The following is a 19,330-nucleotide window of genomic DNA, read 5'->3' on the forward strand; positions in this document are numbered from 1 at the left end:
TGGATCACGTCGTAGGCGAAGAACATCGGGATCTTCAAGCGGCTGCGCATGGCCGCGTCCTGCATCGGACGGTTTTCCGGGCGGGTGATGGAGTTGAACGTGCCACCGATGCGGCCGGCGGCGATTTCCTTGCGGATCAGCTCGCGGGGCATCTCGGGGCCGATGCTGATCAGGCGCAATTGGCCGATCTTTTCGTCCAGTGTCATCTGCTTGAGCAGGTCGCTGACGAAGGCGTCCTTGTCTTTAAGCGCAGCAGGCTTTGTTTCTGCCCAGACGGGGTGGGTGGCCAGAGTGGCAACAAGGCCGAGCAAACACAGCTTTTTCATGAATATCCTTTTTCGGCTCACTGCGCAGCATCAAGGGAACGCTGGCGGCCAAAATGTGGGGAGCGTCTATTGTTGTTCGGGTGTTGTTCAGATAAATGCAGCACACTCTGAACTCTTTTTCGCGCTGGGCATCTTTGTAGCTGATTGGCTCAATGCATTCCAGTGGTGGCGGATTATGCCCCAAGCGCGCGGTGTATAGGGTCACTCGTAACATTCCATCAAGATTGGGCAGGAGAAACACCATGCAAGCAGCACAAGGTTACCGCTGGGGCTTGAAAGCCGCGGTTTTGCTATTGATCAGCACAGTGCTGAGCGGTTGTGGCATCAACAACATCCCGACCCTGGACGAACAGGCCAAGGCTGCCTGGGGCCAGGTGCAGAACCAGTACCAGCGCCGCGCCGACCTGATCCCCAACCTGGTGGAAGTGGTCAAGGGCTACGCCGCCCATGAGCAAGACACCCTCACCGCCGTGATTGAGGCGCGGGCCAAGGCCACCTCGATCCAGGTGGATGCCAGCACCCTCGACAACCCGGAAAAACTCAAACAGTTTCAGCAAGCCCAGGATGGCTTGAGCGGCGCACTCAGCCGTTTGATGGTGGTGTCCGAGCGCTACCCGGACCTGAAGGCCAACCAGAATTTCCTGGCCCTGCAATCGCAGCTTGAAGGCACCGAAAACCGTATCGCCGTGGCCCGCCGCGACTTTATCCAGGCCGTTCAGGCCTACAACACCGAGATCCGCACTTTCCCTGGCCGCCTGTGGCACAGCGTGATGTACAGCGACTTGCCGATCCGCGCCACGTTTGAAGCCACCAGTGCCGATGCCGATAAAGCGCCGCAAGTGAAGTTCAAATAAAGCTGCACTGAGGTGTCGATGCGTTTATTACGGATAGGCCTGGCGCTGTGGCTGTTGGCCTGCGTCGGCGTGGCCCAGGCCGCACTGAGCTTCCCGGCGCTGAGCGGGCGGGTGGTGGACACCGCCCAGATGATCGACCCGGCGGTGCGCGAGCAGATTACCCAGCAATTGCAGGCACTGGAGCAAACCCGTGGCGACCAGATCGTGGTGGTCACAGTGCCAGACCTGCAGGGTGTGCCCATTGAGGACTACGGTTATCAACTCGGCCGCCAATGGGGCATCGGCCAGAAGGGCAAGGACAACGGCGCGCTGTTGATCGTCGCCCGCGATGAGCGCAAATTGCGCATCGAAGTCGGCTATGGCCTGGAAGGTGTGCTCACTGACGCGCAGTCGTGGGTGATCATCAACCAGGTGATCACACCGTCTTTCAAAGCCGGTCACTACAGCAAAGGCATCAGCGACGGCGTGGCCGCGATGGTGCAGGTGGTCGGCGGTGAACCGTTGGCCGTGCCGGCCCATGTGGCGGACGCCAACTTCGCCAAGGATAATCCGGTTTTTTCCATCGGCTTGTTTATCCTGCTGATCGGCGTGTTGTGGCTGTGCCATCGTATGGGGCTGCCGGTGGGCGCTATCCTGCTGGCGATTCTCAGCAGCAGCGGACGCGGCGGTGGTGGTGGAGGCGGCGGCGGTGGTTTCCGGGGCGGCGGTGGCGGCTTCGGCGGCGGCGGGGCTTCAGGCGGCTGGTGATGATAATAATGAGAGAGCAACGACAACCATGGCATTACTGACTGAACACGAGCAGCGCCAAGTCGCCGAGGCGATCGCCCGGGTGGAAAAAACCACTGACGCGGAACTGGTGACCGTACTGGCCGCTCGCGCGGACGACTACGCCTATATCCCGCTGCTGTGGGCCAGCCTGATCGCCTTGGTGGTGCCCGGTGTGGTGCATTACTTGTCGGGCTACCTGACCATGTACACCTTGCTGCTGGCGCAATGGGCGACGTTCATCGTGTTGTGCCTGGTGTTTCGCCTGCCTAAGGTCACCACACGCCTCATCCCCCGTTCGGTCCGTCACTGGCGTGCTTCGAACCTGGCGCGTCGGCAGTTTCTGGAGCAGAACCTGCACCACACGGTGGGCAGTACCGGGGTGCTGATTTTCGTCAGCGAGGCCGAGCGGTATGTGGAGATCCTGGTGGATGACGGCATTTCCAAGTGCCTGGATGACAGCAGTTGGGATGCGATCGTCAAGGCGTTCACCCAGCAGGTGAAACAGGGACAGACGTTGGCGGGGTTTATCAGCTGCATTGAAGCCTGTGGCGAGTTGCTCAAGGTGCATGTGCCGGTGACCCAAACCCGTAACGAACTGCCTAATCGCTTGGTTGTACTCGAATAAAAAACTCAACACGGGGCTAAAAATGTGGGAGGGGGCTTGCCCCCGATAGCGGTGGATCAGCCAATAAATCGAGTACTGACACACCGCCATCGGGGGCAAGCCCCCTCCCACATTGGGTTTTGTGTCATCCATTCAGAGCACCGCTGATCAAATAACCCCGTGCCCTGAATCACGATCCCCCCTAAAATGCCCGGCATTCCCTGCCCGAGGCGTTTTTGTTCATGTCTGTCACTGCTCAACCGGATCATCATGCCCAGTTCATCGAACTGCTGAGCGCAAGCCTCGCGCAGAATGCCTTTATCAAGCTGGTGCTGGCCAAATACGTCGGTGACGAGACTGAGTTGCAGCGTTTGATCATCAAGCCGGTAACGGTCAAGGAGCAGCCGTGCCTGTCCTTCGTCTACCGTTACAAGACCCGCGATATCACCAAGAACTTTCCTTTGGCAGACGGCGTGACGGCGATTGCCGAGCTGCTGCCCGCCCAGTTCAAGAACGCCCACCTGCTGTCGCTGACCGACGAAGCCCAGCTGGAATACAGCAAGAAGAACAAAAGCTCGCTGTTCAAAAGCAAATCGCAGCAACTGCGCGAAGCGCCCTCGGCTGAGCATAACCGCGAGAAGAACCGCTTCCTTGACCTGAGCCGGCCGTTCCTCGCCGACCTGGGTGTGACCGACGCCAAGCAGGCGCTGATCCCATCGATGTCGCGCAAGTGGAAGCAGATCAACAAGTTCATCGAAGTGTTCAGCCATGCGCTGACCTCGTCACCGTTGAAGCTGGACCAGCCGGTGCGCGTCGCCGACTTCGGTTCGGGCAAGGGCTACCTGACGTTTGCGATTCACGACTACCTGCGCAACACCCTCAAGGCCGAGGGCGAGGTGACGGGCGTCGAGCTGCGTGAAGACATGGTCACCCTGTGCAACACCGCCGCCGCCCGCCTGGAACACCCGGGGTTGGTGTTCAAATGTGGCGATGTGCGCAGCGTGGCCCCCAGCGAGCTGGACGTGATGATCGCCCTGCATGCCTGCGACATTGCCACTGACTATGCGATCCACACCGGCATTCGCTCCGGCGCGTCGATCATCATGTGCTCGCCGTGCTGCCACAAGCAGATCCGCCTGCAGATCCAGAGCCCGGTGCTGCTCAAGCCCATGCTGCAATACGGCCTGCACCTGGGCCAGCAGGCGGAAATGGTCACCGACAGTCTGCGTGCGCTGTTCCTTGAAGCCTGTGGCTATGAGACCAAGGTGTTCGAGTTCATCTCGTTGGAGCACACCAACAAGAACAAGATGATCCTTGCCGTGAAGCGCGCCGAGCCGGTGGACAATGCTCAACTGCTGGAGAAAATCCAGGAGTTGAAGGCGTTCTACCACATTACCGAACACTGCCTGGAAACCTTGCTGCGTGCGGAGGGTTACCTGAACTGAGCACCGAACCCCTGTGGGAGGGAGCAGGCCCCCTCCCACATTTAGACTGTGCTGGGCTTGGTGGCTGGTGCAGGCTGCACCGCCGTCTTGCGCCCCAGCATCACCGTCACGATCACCCCGCACGCAAACACCCAGGTGATCGGCTCGATATGTTCACCAAAGAACAACGCCGAAAACGCGATGGTGAAGAAGATCTGTAACAGCTGGATCTGGCTGACCCGCGCGATGCCGCCCATGGCCAACCCGGCGTACCAGGCAAAGAACCCGAGGAACTGCGAGAACAACGAGACATAGCCAAACGCCCACCACGCGCGCATCGACACCGCGCCTTGATGCTGCGCCGCCAGGTACCACACCGGGCCGATCAAGACCGGTGTCGACAGCACCAGCGCCCAGCAGATCACCTGCCAGCCGCCCATCTCCTTGGCCAACCGGCCACCTTCGGCATACCCCAGGCCACCGACAGCGATCGCACCCAGCATCAGCAGGTCACCGGCTTGGATACTGCCGGCCCCGGTGATCAGCGCATAACTCAACACCAACGCACTGCCCAGCGCGGCACAGGCCCAGAAGGCTTTTGATGGCCGCTCGTGGGACAGCCACGCCGCGTACAGCGCCACGCACAGCGGTTGCAGGCCGTTGACCAGCGCGCCGTGGGACGCCGGCAAGGTTTGCATGGCCCAGGCCGATAGCACCGGAAAGCCGAGAATGACGCCGGCGATCACCAGGCACAGCCCGCGCACCTGGCGCCAGGTGGGCCAGCGCTCGCGGCGCCACAGCAACAGCGCCGCCGCCGGAATCGCCGCGAACAACGCACGGCCCAGGCCGTTGAGCAACGGGTGGATTTCCTGCACCACGATGCGGGTGAAGGGCAGGGTCAGGCTGAAGATGATGACGCCCAGCAGGCCGAGGGCCATGCCGGTGTTTTCGCGCGAGCTCATGGGAGGGATCCGAAATCCAGAGGGCTTCAAGGGAAGCCCATCTAGCCACATCCCCCGCAGAGTGCGGGCCTACAGCTGGGTACGGATTTATCCGTACAGTTGAACACCGCGTCGCCTGCATCGCGGGCAAGCCCGGCTCCCACATTGACCGTGCCGGTCTTCAGAAGAAGCGGGTGATGCTGATCTTGGCGTTGCGGCCTTCGCTGTAGACACCTTCGCCGCTCAGCGCGGGCTGGTAGCTGCGGTTGAACAGGTTGTCGACGGTGAAGTTGATTTCGGTGCCTTTGAGACCTGCCTGCTGCGGTTTCCAATTGGCGAACAAACCTTGGGTGTCATAGCTTGGGTTTTCGGTCTGGTCGTAGATGAAGTCGCCAATGGTGGAGTTCAAGCCGCTGGGGTAGATGTCTGTGGGCACGCGATCGGTCTTGCGCACGAACTGGCCCTGCCAACCCACCTGTGCGTCCCAGCTCGGGATCTTGGTACCCAGCACCACCACCCATTTGGCCGGTGGAATATCCCGCGCCCATACGTGCAGGTTGGTCGCCCAGGGGTTGGTGTAGGGGTTGTCGCGCTTGCCTGTGGCCCAGGAGTAAGTCAGGGAACCGAACAGGTAGGTCGAGTCGTAGTAGCTTTCCAGCTCAACGCCCTTGATGGTCATGCCACCCACATTGCGATAGTTGGTCCTGGATGCCGCGTCGCTGCACACCGAACCGATACTGCCCGGCACTGTCAGTTGCCGTTCGCAGCCGATGCCGGTGGCCTTCATGATTTCGTCTTCGATGCGGTTGTGGAACAACGTGGTGCGCAGTTGCAGGTTATCGTCGCGGGTGAAGAGCCCTGAGAAGTTGGTCACGTTGCCCGCGGTAATCGCCGTAATGCGCTCCGGGTCCAGATTCAGGCTGGTGGCGCTACGGGTGCTGATAGGGCCCTGGACTTCGTACTGTTCATCGATCACCGGCGCACGCCACGTGCGGTTCCAACTGGCGAAGAAGGCCACATCCGGGGTCACGTTCCAGAACGCCGCCAGGCGCGGCGACCAACCGGTGTAAGTGCGGTCGCTGTAGTCGTGGCCCACGCGTGGGTCAGGGCTGCTGTAGTACGGCGCATCATTGGCTTCGCCGCGGTTGCGCACATGGTCGTAGCGCAGGGACGGCGTGATTGTCAGGTCACCTAGGGTAATGGCGTCCTGAATATAAAACGCGTTGCTGTCGACCTTGCCGTGGGGCATGAAATACGGCTGGAAATGCCCATAGTTGTATTGGGCGGTGTTGTAGGTCGCGCCTGGCATCCAGCTTTCGGTTTCACGCTTGTGCTTGCGGATCTGCACGCCGGTGGTCACGGCGTGCTCCAGCGGGCCGGTGGTCAGTAGGCTGGTATTGCGCAGTTCGAGGATGCGGTCGGTGTAGGACGTATCCATCTTGCGTCCGCCGGTGGCCAGGCCAATCACGGCATTCGCGGCGCGCTCATCGGTCTGGTCGGTATTGGACTGCGAGTAGCTCAGCTTCAGGTCGATCAGCGGGTTGTCCAGTGGGTGGTATTCGTACTTGCTCGACCAGGTGGTGTCCACCGTGTCGCGGTCGGCCAGAAAGCGCGAGACGGCCGTGGCGTAGCCATAGCGGTCGATGTCCGATTGCCTCGGCGGCGATGGGTAGGATTTAGCCGAGAACGGCGTCATACGTTGGCTTTGGGCGCGAGAGTAAGACAGGCCCATGCTGTGTTCGTCGGTGAAATAGGCGTTGAACTTGAACAACTGGCCTTCGACATCCTGCGCGCTGTTGGGCAAGCGTTTGGGGTTGATCGGGTATTGATTGCGCGGGTCGGGCGGTGTGTCGGCAAGCTTGAGGTCGTCGCCGTCGCGCTGGGTCAGGTAGGCCAGGGCGTCCATGCGGCCGTCGTCGGTGCGGCCATACACTGCGCCGGTGTAGACCTGTTCGTGGGTGTTGCTGGCGTAGCCGTATTTGACCATCGCTCCGGTATTGCGCCCGTCCTTGAGCAGGTCGGATGCGTCTTTGGTGATCATGTTGACCGTGCCGCCAAAACCGCCGTTACCGGTGAATGGCGAGTAAGGGCCTTTCTCCACTTCAATGCTTTTGATCAACTCGGGCTCAATGAAGATGGTGCCTTGTTGATAGCGCTCGAAACCGCTTTTGGCCGCGCCATCCACGGTCATTGGCACATCCTCGGCATCGCCCATGCCGCGGATGTTCATGGTCTGGCCGCCGGGCTTGGGTGAGCCGCCCATGGATACCCCGGGCAGGGTCTGCAACAGCGAAGGAATGTTATCGGGCTGGTAGCGGTCGATATCCGCCTGGCTCAGGGTGGAGCGGCCGACGGTGCTGGAGTCGACCTCGTTACCGGTGCCGATCACGCTCAGGGCATCCAGTTGGATCGCGCCGCTCTGGGTGGTTTTCGCCTCTTCGGGCCTTACCACGTAGGTGCTGCCGATCTTGATCAGGGTGAACTCGCCGTTTTTCAGCAGGGTACGAATCGCCACTTCCGGCGTGAAATCACCGTTGAGCGCCGGCGCTTGCACGTTCTTGAGCAGTGCTTCATCGAACAGCAGCTGGATCTGTGCCTGCTGCGCCACTTGGCTCAGGGACGTGGCCAGCGCCTGGGCGGGTAGTTGGAATGTCTCGGCCTGGGCACTGAGGCTGAACGCCAGGCAAGTGGCGATGAGGGTCGGTCGAAGAAGCAGAAGCGAAGCGTGGCAAGGCGCGCGAAACATGAAATCCCCCGGTGCGGCCAAATGGCCAAAAAGATGTGCGTATCAGGTGCAGACCGGAGGAAGACGGGGCAGGTGAAAAAATCCACACCTGCGAATGCAAAATATTCTCAAGTACGTGTCTTTAGGGATTATTTGCTCGGTTCGATGCGTACGATGCCATCGGCCGACGCCACGGTTTTTACCGGTAGCAACGCGGGCAGGGCATTGAGCAGGGCGTCGGGGTCGTTTACATCCAGATTGCCCGACACCTTCAGGTGCGCCACGGCTTTACTCACCTGCAGCGGTGCCTGGGGGCGATACAGGCTCAACTCATCGATCAGGCTAGCCAGTTCGCGGTTGCGAAACGACAAGTGCCCGCTGCGCCAGTCAGCGACTTCCTCTGCGGGGAGGGTTTGCTGTTGCAACGTGCCTTTGGCGTAGCTGTAGAGGGCGCGTTGCTGTGCACCCAGCAGGCTGACGGGGCTTTTCGCGTCAGGCGCGAAGGCGACCTGGCCATGGGCGACGCTGACCACCAGTTGCTGCTGGCTGCGCCGCACATCGAAGCCGGTGCCCACCACGCGCACATTGGCTTCGCCCGCCTGCACGAAGAGTGGCCGTTCCTTATCGGCGGCCACGTCGATGTACACCTGGCCCTTTTCCAGGTGCACGATGCGCTGGTACGCCGTGAAATCCAGCCGCACGCGGGTGTTGGCATTCACATACAAGGTGCTGCCATCGGGCAGTTCCAGCGTGCGCATGCCTTTGGCGTGGCCCGCGACGTGAGTGTGATACAGCGCGCGGGGCGCGCCGATAGGGGTGGCCAACACCGCGCACAGCAAGGCGGCGGCCACGGCCACGGCGGGGCGCCAGACCGACGGTTTGCGCTTGCCCAGCGCCACCGGTTTGTTCAGTTGCTGCAACTGGGCCAGGTCTGCCCACAGCTGCTCGAATTCGGCATAGGCGCGGGCATGGGCGGGCTCGGCTTGCCAGGCGGCGAAGGCTTTGCGGTCGGCACGCCCCGTGTCATTGCGGTTGCGGGCAAACCAGCTGGCGGCTTGGGCATCGATGGAGTCGCTCGCTTCGATGTCCAGGGCGTCGGTGTCGCTCAGGCGGTTCATTCTGGCTGCTCCGTGCCGGGTTCGGGTTGAAGGCGTCGCTTGCAGTGCAGCAGGGCAAACGCGATGTGCTTTTCCACCATGCTGGTCGAAATGCCCATGCGCTTGGCGATCTGCGTTTGGCTCAGGCCTTCGAAGCGGTGCAGCATAAGGGCTTCTCGCCTGCGGGGCGAGAGTTCGGCGAGGACTTCTTTCAACTGTTCCAGGCGTTGCAAGCGTTGCGCGGCGACCATGGGCTCGTTTTGCTCGTCGGTGGCAGGCTCCACGTCCCTGTCGGCCTGATCGTGATGGGCGGTCTGCCGTACCTTCTGTTTGCGCCAGTGATCACGCAGCAGGTTGCGCGCCATCTGGAACAGGAACGCCCGTGGCTGCTCGACCTTGGCTCGGTCGCGGTAGTCCAGCCACTGAGTAAAGACATCCTGGGTCATGTCCGCCGCGTCGCTGGCGTTGTCCGTGCGTTTGCGCAGGAAATACAGGATATCTGTATAAAACCCGCGAAAGGCATCGGCCGACAACGGGTCGGGCTTGGGACGAGACATGGATATCCTTCTTGACGAAGCACGACGTGGAAAAGTCGCGGATTCTATCGAGAATCATTATCATTTGTCTCTATTTATAGGATGTGCTCGATTTAAAATGTGGAAGGGGGGCTTGCTTCCTCCCTCCCTCCCACATTGGCTCGCGGCTTTAACGCAGCAATGTTTTCAGCTGTTCGATTCCGGCCTCGCCCAATGGGAACACCGGCAAACGTGGGTCACCCACCTCCAACCCGGTCAAGCGCAGCCCGGCCTTGATCGTCGCTGGCAACCCGCCCTTGAGGATGAACTCCAGCAAGGGCAACTGCGCATAAAACAGTTCGCGCGCCTTGCCCAGGTCATTGGCCAACACTGCCGCATACAAATCCAGATTCATCTGCGGGATCAAGTTCGGCGCGGCCGTGCACCAGCCCTTGGCACCCGCCGCGAAGGCCTCCAGCGCCAGCGGGTTGCAACCGTTGTAGAACGGCACATCGCTCTGGCGATGCAATTGGTGCATGCGCTGAATATCCCCGGTGCTTTCCTTGACCATGCTCACGTTGGCGACCTGCTTGACGATGCGCAGGATCAAGTCCACCGACATGTCGGTGCCACTGGTGGCCGGGTTGTTGTAGAGCATGATCGGCACGCCAATGCTGTCGCCAATCGCGGCGTAGTGGGCGAGGATTTCCGCTTCGCTGAGTTTCCAGTAAGACGCCGGCAGCACCATCACCACATCGGCGCCATTGGCTTCGGCGTAGCGGGCGCGACGCACGGCTTTGGCGGTGGTCAGGTCCGAGACGCTGACGATGGTCGGCACGCGCCGAGCGATTTTCGCCAGGCTGTAGGCGCTGACTTCATCCCACTCGGCGTCGCTCAAATAGGCACCCTCGCCGGTACTGCCCAAGGGGGCGATAGCGTGTACGCCGCTGGCGATCAGGCGATCGATGGAACGGCCCAGGGCGTTGAGGTCAATGTGCTGGCCGTCGGCGCTGAACGGCGTGATGGTGTAGCCGATGATGCCGTGAAGGGTGGGGCTGGACATGGACGGTCTCCGGGTAAAAAAAAGGCAATCAGTTCAGGCAATCGGCGTGTTGGCGCAGGTTCTGCCGGGCGTAGTAATTGAATGCGGCGCCATGGCGCTTGGGCCGGGAGATCCAGTCATGGGCCTCGCGCCCCAGCTCCGGCAGGATCGGCTTGATGGTGCCGGCCGCCATTGCCAGCAACTGCAACTTGGCTGCGCGCTCGATCAATTGCGCGATCACGCAGGCTTCCTCGATGCTCGTCCCGGTGGACAACTGGCCGTGGTGCGAGAGCAGGATCGCGCGCTTGTCACCCAGTGCCGTGGTGATGATTTCGCCCTCTTCATTGCCCACCGGTACACCCGGCCAGGCCTCCAGAAATGCGCAGTCTTCATAGAGCGGGCAGAGGTCCATGTGCGACACCTGCAGCGGTACTTCCAGCATCGACAGCGCGGCGATGTGTGTGGGGTGCGTGTGGATGATGCACTTCACATCCGGCCGGCCACGGTACACCCAACTGTGGAAACGGTTGGCCGGGTTGGGGATGCCATGGCCCTCCAGGACTTCAAGGTCTTCATTCACCAACAGCAGGTTGCTGGCGGTGATCTCATCAAAACCCAAACCCAGTGGCTGAGTGTAATAGGTGCCCGGTTGCGGCCCGCGCGCGGTGATCTGCCCGGCCAAGCCGGAGTCGTGGCCGTTCTCGAACAGGATGCGACACGTCAGCGCCAGCTTTTGCCGGTCGGTCCACGTATTATCCGCGAGGGTGTTTTGCATCTGGATCAGCGCTTGCTTGACCAGCTGGTCTTTCGGGAGTGCTAATGTCTTGGCCATATCGGTGTCCTTTGGGTGGTTCAATGGACGTCTTGGTTTGCTGTCTCCCGCTGCTCGCAAGGTCGTTGGGTGAACGCAAATGACACTAAAGATGCTATATGACACATTGTGTCATTGGCAAGCACAGCTCATCGCTTACTGCATGGATTAATCGCAGCGCATGTCTATCCGTTTGAAATTATTGAGAAAAAAACTTGGCGTGACCTTGGAAGCGCTGGCTGAAAAGTCCGGCATGACCAAGAGCTACCTGTCCAAGGTCGAGCGCGGGCTCAACACGCCGTCGATTGCCGCCGCGTTGAAACTGGCCAAGGCGTTGAACGTGAAGGTCGAAGAGCTGTTCAGCGAAGACAGCGTGAGCCTCGACAGCTACAGCCTGGTGCGCAGCCATGAGCGGCCGGACACCTCACCGGGTTACGCCGTGCTGGCCCATCAGGTCAGCGAGCGCAGCCTGCTGCCGTTCATCATCTACCCGCCGGCGGAGTTCACCGACAAGACCTTCAAGGAGCACGTGGGGGAAGAGTTTCTGTTCGTGCATGAAGGCCAGGTGGAGGTGGATTTCATGAGCGAGCGGGTGATCCTGGAGCGTGGCGACGCGCTGCACTTCAATGCGCAGAAGCCTCATCGGTTGCGCTCGGTGGGGCCGGTGCAGGCGCAGTTGCTGGTCGTGGTGCACAGCACGGAAGACTGACGTCGCTCAATGTGGGAGCTGGCTTGCCTGCGATAGCATCAGCTCGGTTCAACTGACAGACCGAGGTGCCTGCATCGCAGGCAAGCCACACACATTGGATCTAAGTCGCCCGAAAAATCAGCGTTCGACGGGGACTGACAGTGCTGGATTGCCCAATGGATGCGTCCGCCCCGCAAAAAATTTCAGCTCCACTCCAGAGCCATCAAACAACTCCGAATACCGCCGCTTCTGCTGACGAATAAACCCGTCAGTGCGCCCCGACACCGAGATCGCCAGCGTCGTCACGTTGGCCTGGCGAATCGCGTCCACCAGATGCTTGTCCTGCGCCCCCAAATCATGGCCGAAGACGCACAGCGCACCTTCATGACTCAGCAACTGCTCATAACAGAACGACAGGTAATCCGAGCTGCGGATGGTCTTGAGCTTCTCTTCCACCTTGCCCTCGCTGACAAACAGCGGCACGTCATCCAGGGTCTTGAGGGTGTTGTTGATCGCAAAACTACTGAGCAAGGTACTGTCGGTGGTCGGCAATTTGCGCGCGGTGCCATCCAGGTTGCGCACCAGGTGCAGGCCCCCGTGCAAGTACAAAATGCGCGTGGTGTCGGTACGGGTATTGCGCAGATCGAAGCTGGCGTCGGCGCTGCGGAACAAGTCGTCGATGCCGGGGGCATGCAGGATCGCCCAGTAGTTCAGCAGGTCGTAATTGGTGGTAAACACCGTGGGGTAGTTCGCCAGCTCGCTGTTGATCGTCGCCAGCGTCGACGGTTGCACCAGGCGCCATGGGATATGCACGGTGTGGATAGTGTTGATCAACGCTTCCTTGATCGCGTAGTAGCGATTGCGCGGTGCCGCCGAGCTGACCGCCAAGGCCTTGTTGACCCGGCTGGTGGTCTTCAACGCGCCCAGGGCCTGCTCGAAACTGCGGGTCTGCAGGGCGTCGAACACGCTGAGTTCGGATTGGCTCAGGGGTTTCTCTTCGACGGTGCGGGCGTTTTCGAACAGCGAGTCGTAGGCGAAGTCTTCCCAAATCGTGCGGCTTGCGCCGTTGCCGATCAGAATCCCGCTGAAGTCGAGGGTCGCGCGCAGTGCGCTCCAGTCTTCAAGGTGGGCGTCAATATCCTGGAAATCCTTCATTGCGGCGGGTCTACTCGAAATCGGCTGGACGGTGACTTTATCACGGGTTGGCGTTGATCCTGATCAAGATGCCGCAGGCAAGTGAGGTGGATGCTGTAGGCATAAACGTCATCCGAGGATTCGCCATGAGCAGCACCTTCTTCATCCCCGCCGTTAACATCATGGGCACCGACTGCCTCGACGAAGCCATGATTGCCATCCGCAACTACGGATTTCGCAAAGCGTTGATCGTCACCGACGCGGGCCTGGCCAAGGCCGGTGTGGCCAGCATGATCGCCGAGAAACTGGCGATGCAGGACATCGACTCGGTGATCTATGACGGCGCCAAGCCCAACCCCAATGTGGACAACGTCGAAAAAGGCCTGGCGTTGTTGCAACAGAGCGAGTGCGATTTTGTGGTCTCCTTGGGCGGCGGCTCGCCCCATGACTGCGCTAAGGGCATCGCCCTGTGCGCCACCAACGGCGGGCATATCGGCGACTACGAAGGCGTCGACCAGTCCAGCAAGCCACAGCTGCCACTGGTGGCCATCAACACCACCGCCGGCACCGCCAGTGAGATGACCCGCTTCTGCATCATCACCGACGAAACCCGCCACGTGAAAATGGCCATCGTCGACCGCAACGTCACGCCGCTGCTGTCGGTCAACGACCCAAGCTTGATGGTCGGCATGCCCAAGGGCCTCACCGCCGCCACCGGCATGGATGCACTGACCCATGCCATCGAAGCCTATGTGTCCACCGCCGCCACACCGATCACCGACGCCTGCGCCATCAAGGCCATCGAGCTGATCAGCGCCAACCTGCGCCTGGCGGTACGCGACGGCAGCGACAAGGTCGCGCGGGAAAACATGGCGTATGCGCAGTTTCTTGCCGGCATGGCCTTCAACAATGCATCGCTGGGTTTCGTGCACGCCATGGCCCACCAGTTGGGCGGTTTCTACGACCTGCCGCACGGTGTGTGCAACGCGGTGTTGCTGCCCCATGTGCAAAGCTTCAACGCCAGCGTCAGCGCCAAACGCTTGAGCGACGTGGGCCGTGCGTTGGGTGCCGACATCAAGGGCGTCACCGACGAAGAGGGCGCCCAAGCCGCCATCGCCGCCATTCGCAGCCTGGCCCATGACGTTGAAATTCCCGCCGGATTGCGGGAGCTGGGCGCCAAGTTGCAGGACATTCCCTTGCTGGCGACCAATGCGCTCAAAGATGCGTGTGGTTTGACCAACCCACGGCGGGCGGATCAGCGTCAGATCGAGGAGATCTTTCGCAGCGCGTTTTGATCCGACCGGCAGCGGGCGACGCACATTGATGCGGCGCCTGCCAACGCCACACATAAAACGGCTAACGGCCACGCCTGCGGACTCACCAGCAGGCTCGCCATGCCGCCGATCAATGCGGCCATCAACTGATGCATAAAGCCGCTCAAGGCCATGGCATAGGAGCCGTTCACCGGCGATTCATCGTTGGCCACGGATAAACTGATCGGGTAACTCATCGACTGCCCCAGCACGGCCACGCAATACGGTAGCCACAGCAGGATGGCGAGCCCGCCAGCAAACACGCTGCCCAGCAGCATCACGGCCGTCCCCGTCAGAACCAGGGCCACGCCCCAGCCCATCATCTTCAGCCGCCCCGTGCGAGCCACGAAGCGGTTGACCATCAATGCCCCCGCCAGATACGCCGCGCTGATTGGCCAACCCAGCCAGCCATATTGCGCTGCGCTCCACTCGAAACGTCCTTGCAGAATCAACGGTGCGCAGGTGTTGAAGGCGATGATCACCCCATAACCCAGGCCACCGGCCAAGGCTGCATGCAGAAACGGCGGATGCCGCACGATCGTGGCGTAAATGCGCCAGGCGGATGCACAAGCGTCGGCTTTCACCCGTGCCGGGAACATCACTCGCTGCAACACCAGCATCAACATGACCGCGCCAATCGCCAACCCGTAGAAGATCGCCTCCCAGCCGAAGATCACCTGCAACAACGACCCAACGAATTGACCGATGCCCAAAGCGATCACGAACGTCATGCCCAGCCACGACAACCCTTTTGCAAGCAATGCACCGCTGAAGCTGTCACGCACCAACACCCGCGCCATCACCGAAACACCGCCTGCCCCCAAACCTTGAACCAGCCGCAACGACAGGAAGACTTCAACGCTGGACGCCGAGGGGATCGCCGCACTCGCCAACGCGTACACGGCAAGCGCCGCCAACAGCACAGGCTTACGCCCAAAACGCTCGCCCAGGCTGCCCCACAGCAACATCGGCAACGCCATGCCGACCAGGTAGATCGCCAGGGCCAGCGCGACGTGGTCTTCAGCTGCAGGGAGGGCGCGGGCGATAGCGGGGACAGCGGGCAGGTAGCTGCTGATGCCGACTTGGGCAAGGAAGGCGGCGCTGCAGGCCAGGGCGAGGGTGGTGGTATTGTTCAAGGGCAGGCTTTTCCTTTTTCAGCGGTAAACTACAAGCTGATAGTGTGTTTGTCTCTAACGTGCGGCTAATCGTTTGTAACCAAGGAACCAACCCATGAGAGTTCTGTTATTCGGCGCCACCGGCATGGTCGGCCAGGGTGTTCTGCGCGAGTGCCTGTTGGCCGCTGACGTTCAGGAAGTCGTCGCCGTCGGCCGCACGGCCTTGACCCAGGAGCACGGCAAGCTGCATCAGGTGTTGCACGGTGACATGCTGGATTTCCAGCCCTTGGAGAACCTGTTGCAAGGGTTTGATGCGTGCTTCTTCTGCCTCGGTGTCTCATCGGCAGGGATGAATGAAACCAAATACACCCACCTCACCTATGACCTGACACTGGTCGCCGCCAGCACGCTGGCGCGGCTCAATCCGCAGATGACCTTTATCTACGTGTCCGGCGCCGGGACCGACAGTTCCGAAGCGGGCAAGTCGATGTGGGCGCGGGTCAAGGGCAAGACCGAGAACGCCTTGCTGCGCCTGCCGTTCAAGGCGGTGTATCTGTTTCGGCCGGGGGTGATCCAGCCGTTGCATGGCGTGCGGTCGAAGACGCCGTTGTACCAGTCGTTCTATTCCGTGCTCGGTCCGTTGCTGTCGTTGGTGCGTCGGCTGAAACCGGGCTGGGTGGTGAGTACCGAGACGGTGGGGCGTGCCATGTTGCAGGCGGCCAGTCACGGCGCACCCCAGCCGGTGGTGGAACAGGCCGAGATCAACCGGCTGGCCAGCGAGCGTCGCTGATGCTGCACAAGAGCCTGGTACGTCGGCTGGACCTGATCACATTGCAGCTGTTCGTCGCGGTGTTTGAGGAAGGCACGCTGACCCGTGCCGCCAACCGTGAAGCCATTGCCGTGTCGGCCGCCAGCAAGCGCTTAATGGAGTTGGAGCAGGTGCTGGGCGTCAGTCTGTTCGTGCGGCGTGCCAAGGGCATGGACTTGACGGCGGCTGGCGAAACCCTGTTGCACCATGCGCGACAGATGCTGTTCAACGTCGAGAAGATGGGCCTGGAACTGGGCGAGCATAGTCACGGTGTGCGCGGTTATGTGCGGATGCTGGCCAATCTGTCGGCGATCATTCAGTTCCTTCCGGAAGACTTGCGGGACTTTTCTGAATCGCACCCCGAAGTGAAAACCGACCTCGAAGAACGTCCCAGCAATGGTGTTGTGCAAGGCGTGCTGGATGGCGTGGCGGACCTGGGGATCTGCTCCAGCGACACCGACACCAAAGGCCTGCCCAGCGTGACTTATCGCCACGACAAACTGGTGGTGTTGATGCCGAAGGATCATTCGTTGGCCTCCCGCGAAAGCCTGGCCTTCGCCGAAACCCTCGACAGCGATTACGTCGGCCTGCACGCCGCCAGTTCCATCAATATGCGCACCCACGCCGCCGCGCGTGAGGCGGGCAAGATGCTGCGCCTGCGCATTCATGTGCCGGGGTTTGATGCGATGTGCCGGATGGTCCAGGCGAATATGGGCATCGGTGTCCTGCCGCAGAAGGCCTATGAGTTGTTCGGCCGCGCACTGGGTTTGCATGCCGTGCCGCTGACGGATGACTGGTCGGATCGCAACTTGATTCTGGTGGTGCGCGACGAGGCGCAGTTGTCACCCGTGAGCCGGTTACTGTTCGATTATTTGAGTGTTCGCGTTTAGCGAACGCTCCTTGCCAACTGACGGTTGGATTTCTCCTGCGCCGCGACTCTAGTCTTGGCAGCACATTCCAAAAACAAGAGGTACACCCCATGACGGCTCCCCTGAGCGGTATCAAGGTGATCGAGATCGGCACCCTGATTGCCGCGCCGTTCGCCGCCCGGCTGATGGCCGAGTTTGGCGCCGAGGTGATCAAGATTGAAGCCATGGGGCAGGGCGACCCACTTCGCAAATGGCGAAAGCTGCACGAAGGCACGTCACTGTGGTGGTACCTGCAATCGCGCAACAAGAAGTCCTTGGCGCTGGACCTCAAGTCGCCGGAAGGCCTGGACCTGATCAAGCAATTGCTCGGTGACGCCGACGTGCTGATCGAAAACCTGCGCCCCGGTGGCCTGGAAAAACTCGGCCTCGGCTGGGACGTGTTGCACGCCCTCAACCCCAAGCTGACGCTGGTGCGCATCTCGGGCTACGGTCAGACCGGCCCGTATCGCGACCGCCCCGGCTTCGGTGCCATCGGCGAGGCGATGGGCGGCATCCGCTACACCACCGGCAACCCGGACTCGCCGCCGGCGCGGGTCGGCGTGAGCCTGGGGGATTCCCTGGCCTCGCTGCACGGCGTGATCGGCGCACTGATGTCGCTGCTGCGGGTCAAGACGGGGCAGGGCGACGGGCAGATTGTCGATGTGTCGTTGGCCGAAAGCGTGTTCAACCTGATGGAAAGCCTGGTGCCGGAATACGACATGCTCGGCCATGTGCGTGAACGCAGCGGCGGCGCCTTGCCTGGCATTGCGCCCTCCAATACCTACCTGACGGCCGACGGCGCCTATGTGGTGATCGCCGGCAACAGCGACCCGATCTACAAGCGCCTGATGACCACCATCGGTCGCACCGACCTGGCCGAAGCCCCCGAGTTTGCCCATAACGATGGCCGCGCCGCCAAGAGCGGGTTGCTCGACGCTGCGATTACGCACTGGACCAGCAGCCTGCCCATCGAGCAGGTGCTTAGCGCCCTGGAAGCGGCTGAAGTACCCGCCGGGCGTATCTACTCCGTGGCCGATATCGTCAGCGACCCGCACTACCAGGCGCGTGACATGTTGCTCAATGCCGAGCTGCCGGGCGGTGTGTCGGTGAAGATGCCCGGCATCGTGCCCAAACTCTCGGAAACCCCCGGCGGCGTGAACTGGCAGGGTCCGTCCCTGGGGCAACACACCGACGAAATTCTCGGCAGCCTGGGCCTGGCCGGCGCGGATATCCAACGCCTGAAAACCTCGGGAGTGGTGCAATGATCACAGACTATTCAGACCCGCTGATCGTGCAGGAAGTGTCCCCGCGCGATGGCCTGCAAATCGAGCCGACCTGGGTCGAAACGCAGGACAAGATCGCGTTGATCGACCAGCTTTCCCTGGCCGGTTTCTCGCGGATCGAAGCAGGCTCGTTCGTCTCGCCCAAGGCCATCCCGGCATTGCGCGATGGCGAGCAAGTGTTCCAGGGCATCGAGCGCAAGCCGGGTGTGATCTATGTGGCGCTGATCCCCAACCTCAAGGGCGCCCAGCGTGCCATCGAGTCCCGCGCCGATGAGTTGAACCTGGTGATGTCCGCCAGCCAGACCCACAACCTGGCCAATATGCGCATGCGCTGTGAGGCGTCGTTGGCGGCGTTTGGCGATATCACACGCTTTGCCGCCGACCACCCGGTAAGGCTCAACGGCAGTATCGCCACCACCTTCGGTTGCCCGTTCGAGGGCAAGATCGATGAAGACCGCGTGCTGCAGATTGTCGAGGCGTACCAAGCGCTTGGAATCACCGGCATCAGCCTGGCCGACACCACCGGCATGGCCAATCCGCGACAGGTCGAGCGCTTGGTCAAGCGCGTGTTGCAGCGCGTGTCCGCCCGCGATCTGACCCTGCATTTCCACAACACTCGTGGCCTGGGTCTGTGCAACGTGCTGGCGGCTTATGAGGCCGGCGCCCGTCGTTTTGACGCAGCGCTCGGCGGGTTGGGCGGTTGCCCGTTTGCGCCGGGGGCGTCGGGCAACATCTGCACTGAAGATTTGGTCAACCTGTGCGAGGAGGTCGGGATTTACACCGGTATCGACCTGCCGCACCTGCTGCACATGTCCCGTCGCTTGCCGGCCCTGTTGGGCCACGAACTGCCCGGCCAGGTGGCCAAGGCCGGGCGTAATTGCGACCTGCATGCCCCCCCGGCCTACATCGCCGCGCTGTAACACAGCACCAGACAACAAAAACAATCGGGCGCCAATGAGCAGCCCGCTGGAGAG

Annotated in this window: 18 protein-coding genes and 1 pseudogene; 10 read left to right on the plus strand and 9 right to left on the minus strand. The window is 61.3% G+C overall.

What is annotated here, in order from left to right; translation table 11 throughout:
• Window positions 1-326: pseudogene (locus tag AC3ZU9_RS16055) on the minus strand (beta-glucosidase); the annotation flags it as partial.
• Window positions 327-568: 242 nt separating this feature from the next.
• On the opposite strand from AC3ZU9_RS16055, the gene AC3ZU9_RS16060 reads away from it, so the two are divergent.
• The 4 genes from AC3ZU9_RS16060 to AC3ZU9_RS16075 all read left to right on the plus strand — a co-directional run bounded on the left by AC3ZU9_RS16060 (window position 569) and on the right by AC3ZU9_RS16075 (window position 3,997).
• Window positions 569-1,180 carry a LemA family protein gene (locus AC3ZU9_RS16060; protein WP_046034499.1) on the plus strand — a complete coding sequence of 204 codons (612 nt, stop codon included), beginning with the start codon at window positions 569-571 and terminating at the stop codon, window positions 1,178-1,180.
• An 18-nt stretch (window positions 1,181-1,198) separates the two neighbouring features.
• Window positions 1,199-1,927 carry a TPM domain-containing protein gene (locus AC3ZU9_RS16065; protein ID WP_043204939.1) on the plus strand — a complete coding sequence of 243 codons (729 nt, stop codon included), beginning with the start codon at window positions 1,199-1,201 and terminating at the stop codon, window positions 1,925-1,927.
• Window positions 1,928-1,955: 28 nt separating this feature from the next.
• Window positions 1,956-2,573, plus strand: coding sequence for a TPM domain-containing protein (locus AC3ZU9_RS16070; protein WP_064055021.1), 618 nt, complete (start codon window positions 1,956-1,958; stop codon window positions 2,571-2,573).
• A 221-nt stretch (window positions 2,574-2,794) separates the two neighbouring features.
• Window positions 2,795-3,997, plus strand: a complete 1,203-nt coding sequence (locus AC3ZU9_RS16075; RefSeq protein ID WP_093543970.1) for a class I SAM-dependent methyltransferase — start codon at window positions 2,795-2,797, stop codon at window positions 3,995-3,997.
• 41 nt (window positions 3,998-4,038) lie between these two features.
• Here the strand turns inward: AC3ZU9_RS16075 and AC3ZU9_RS16080 are convergent, their stop codons facing one another.
• The 6 genes from AC3ZU9_RS16080 to AC3ZU9_RS16105 form a co-directional block, all read right to left on the minus strand.
• Window positions 4,039-4,938, minus strand: coding sequence for a DMT family transporter (locus AC3ZU9_RS16080; RefSeq protein ID WP_012722707.1), 900 nt, complete (start codon window positions 4,936-4,938; stop codon window positions 4,039-4,041).
• 160 nt (window positions 4,939-5,098) lie between these two features.
• Window positions 5,099-7,663, minus strand: a complete 2,565-nt coding sequence (locus AC3ZU9_RS16085; RefSeq protein ID WP_122809857.1) for a TonB-dependent receptor — start codon at window positions 7,661-7,663, stop codon at window positions 5,099-5,101.
• A 128-nt stretch (window positions 7,664-7,791) separates the two neighbouring features.
• Entirely contained in the window at window positions 7,792-8,760 is a 969-nt protein-coding gene (locus AC3ZU9_RS16090; RefSeq protein ID WP_122809856.1) for a FecR family protein, read from the minus strand.
• Window positions 8,757-9,296 carry an RNA polymerase sigma factor gene (locus AC3ZU9_RS16095; protein WP_102061783.1) on the minus strand — a complete coding sequence of 180 codons (540 nt, stop codon included), beginning with the start codon at window positions 9,294-9,296 and terminating at the stop codon, window positions 8,757-8,759. The genes AC3ZU9_RS16090 and AC3ZU9_RS16095 overlap by 4 nt, the downstream gene beginning before the upstream one ends.
• A gap of 148 nt (window positions 9,297-9,444) precedes the next feature.
• The gene (locus AC3ZU9_RS16100) at window positions 9,445-10,317 is read right to left on the minus strand and encodes a dihydrodipicolinate synthase family protein (RefSeq protein ID WP_012722711.1); all 873 of its coding nucleotides are present in this window, start codon (window positions 10,315-10,317) and stop codon (window positions 9,445-9,447) included.
• Window positions 10,318-10,345: 28 nt separating this feature from the next.
• A complete protein-coding gene (locus AC3ZU9_RS16105; RefSeq protein WP_046034501.1) occupies window positions 10,346-11,128 on the minus strand; it encodes an aldolase in 783 nt (260 codons plus the stop codon).
• Window positions 11,129-11,288: 160 nt separating this feature from the next.
• Here AC3ZU9_RS16105 and AC3ZU9_RS16110 point away from each other — a divergent pair, with 160 nt between their 5' ends.
• Window positions 11,289-11,816, plus strand: coding sequence for a helix-turn-helix domain-containing protein (locus AC3ZU9_RS16110; protein WP_231808008.1), 528 nt, complete (start codon window positions 11,289-11,291; stop codon window positions 11,814-11,816).
• A gap of 117 nt (window positions 11,817-11,933) precedes the next feature.
• Here the strand turns inward: AC3ZU9_RS16110 and AC3ZU9_RS16115 are convergent, their stop codons facing one another.
• The gene (locus AC3ZU9_RS16115) at window positions 11,934-12,950 is read right to left on the minus strand and encodes a DUF4917 family protein (RefSeq protein ID WP_012722714.1); all 1,017 of its coding nucleotides are present in this window, start codon (window positions 12,948-12,950) and stop codon (window positions 11,934-11,936) included.
• 125 nt (window positions 12,951-13,075) lie between these two features.
• Here AC3ZU9_RS16115 and yiaY point away from each other — a divergent pair, with 125 nt between their 5' ends.
• A complete protein-coding gene (gene yiaY / locus AC3ZU9_RS16120; RefSeq protein ID WP_012722715.1) occupies window positions 13,076-14,224 on the plus strand; it encodes an L-threonine dehydrogenase in 1,149 nt (382 codons plus the stop codon).
• On the opposite strand, the gene AC3ZU9_RS16125 is transcribed toward yiaY, so the two are convergent.
• The gene (locus AC3ZU9_RS16125; RefSeq protein ID WP_490090978.1) at window positions 14,191-15,378 is read right to left on the minus strand and encodes an MFS transporter; all 1,188 of its coding nucleotides are present in this window, start codon (window positions 15,376-15,378) and stop codon (window positions 14,191-14,193) included. The two genes, yiaY and AC3ZU9_RS16125, sit on opposite strands and share 34 nt — an antisense overlap.
• Before the next feature lie 94 nt (window positions 15,379-15,472).
• Here AC3ZU9_RS16125 and AC3ZU9_RS16130 point away from each other — a divergent pair, with 94 nt between their 5' ends.
• The 4 genes from AC3ZU9_RS16130 to AC3ZU9_RS16145 all read left to right on the plus strand — a co-directional run bounded on the left by AC3ZU9_RS16130 (window position 15,473) and on the right by AC3ZU9_RS16145 (window position 19,276).
• Entirely contained in the window at window positions 15,473-16,147 is a 675-nt protein-coding gene (locus tag AC3ZU9_RS16130) for an NAD(P)H-binding protein (protein WP_122809853.1), read from the plus strand.
• Window positions 16,147-17,055, plus strand: a complete 909-nt coding sequence (locus tag AC3ZU9_RS16135; protein WP_012722718.1) for a LysR family transcriptional regulator — start codon at window positions 16,147-16,149, stop codon at window positions 17,053-17,055. Before AC3ZU9_RS16130 ends, AC3ZU9_RS16135 begins: the two co-directional genes overlap by 1 nt.
• An 89-nt stretch (window positions 17,056-17,144) precedes the next feature.
• Window positions 17,145-18,338 carry a CaiB/BaiF CoA transferase family protein gene (locus tag AC3ZU9_RS16140; protein WP_093543954.1) on the plus strand — a complete coding sequence of 398 codons (1,194 nt, stop codon included), beginning with the start codon at window positions 17,145-17,147 and terminating at the stop codon, window positions 18,336-18,338.
• Window positions 18,335-19,276 carry a hydroxymethylglutaryl-CoA lyase gene (locus AC3ZU9_RS16145; RefSeq protein WP_012722720.1) on the plus strand — a complete coding sequence of 314 codons (942 nt, stop codon included), beginning with the start codon at window positions 18,335-18,337 and terminating at the stop codon, window positions 19,274-19,276. Before AC3ZU9_RS16140 ends, AC3ZU9_RS16145 begins: the two co-directional genes overlap by 4 nt.
• Window positions 19,277-19,330 lie beyond the last annotated feature (54 nt).

The organism is Pseudomonas sp. A39, assembly GCF_058145955.1.

Bases quoted from the DNA above. Each gene is read 5' to 3' on its own strand.
- AC3ZU9_RS16080 (WP_012722707.1), bottom strand. From the start codon at position 4,938: ATGAGCTCGCGCGAAAACACCGGCATGGCCCTCGGCCTGCTGGGCGTC.
- AC3ZU9_RS16070 (WP_064055021.1), top strand. From the start codon at position 1,956: ATGGCATTACTGACTGAACACGAGCAGCGCCAAGTCGCCGAGGCGATC.
- yiaY (WP_012722715.1), top strand. From the start codon at position 13,076: ATGAGCAGCACCTTCTTCATCCCCGCCGTTAACATCATGGGCACCGAC.
- AC3ZU9_RS16110 (WP_231808008.1), top strand. From the start codon at position 11,289: ATGTCTATCCGTTTGAAATTATTGAGAAAAAAACTTGGCGTGACCTTG.
- AC3ZU9_RS16135 (WP_012722718.1), top strand. From the start codon at position 16,147: ATGCTGCACAAGAGCCTGGTACGTCGGCTGGACCTGATCACATTGCAG.
- AC3ZU9_RS16140 (WP_093543954.1), top strand. From the start codon at position 17,145: ATGACGGCTCCCCTGAGCGGTATCAAGGTGATCGAGATCGGCACCCTG.
- AC3ZU9_RS16085 (WP_122809857.1), bottom strand. From the start codon at position 7,663: ATGTTTCGCGCGCCTTGCCACGCTTCGCTTCTGCTTCTTCGACCGACC.
- AC3ZU9_RS16090 (WP_122809856.1), bottom strand. From the start codon at position 8,760: ATGAACCGCCTGAGCGACACCGACGCCCTGGACATCGAAGCGAGCGAC.
- AC3ZU9_RS16105 (WP_046034501.1), bottom strand. From the start codon at position 11,128: ATGGCCAAGACATTAGCACTCCCGAAAGACCAGCTGGTCAAGCAAGCG.
- AC3ZU9_RS16060 (WP_046034499.1), top strand. From the start codon at position 569: ATGCAAGCAGCACAAGGTTACCGCTGGGGCTTGAAAGCCGCGGTTTTG.
- AC3ZU9_RS16100 (WP_012722711.1), bottom strand. From the start codon at position 10,317: ATGTCCAGCCCCACCCTTCACGGCATCATCGGCTACACCATCACGCCG.
- AC3ZU9_RS16130 (WP_122809853.1), top strand. From the start codon at position 15,473: ATGAGAGTTCTGTTATTCGGCGCCACCGGCATGGTCGGCCAGGGTGTT.
- AC3ZU9_RS16115 (WP_012722714.1), bottom strand. From the start codon at position 12,950: ATGAAGGATTTCCAGGATATTGACGCCCACCTTGAAGACTGGAGCGCA.
- AC3ZU9_RS16075 (WP_093543970.1), top strand. From the start codon at position 2,795: ATGTCTGTCACTGCTCAACCGGATCATCATGCCCAGTTCATCGAACTG.
- AC3ZU9_RS16095 (WP_102061783.1), bottom strand. From the start codon at position 9,296: ATGTCTCGTCCCAAGCCCGACCCGTTGTCGGCCGATGCCTTTCGCGGG.
- AC3ZU9_RS16065 (WP_043204939.1), top strand. From the start codon at position 1,199: ATGCGTTTATTACGGATAGGCCTGGCGCTGTGGCTGTTGGCCTGCGTC.
- AC3ZU9_RS16145 (WP_012722720.1), top strand. From the start codon at position 18,335: ATGATCACAGACTATTCAGACCCGCTGATCGTGCAGGAAGTGTCCCCG.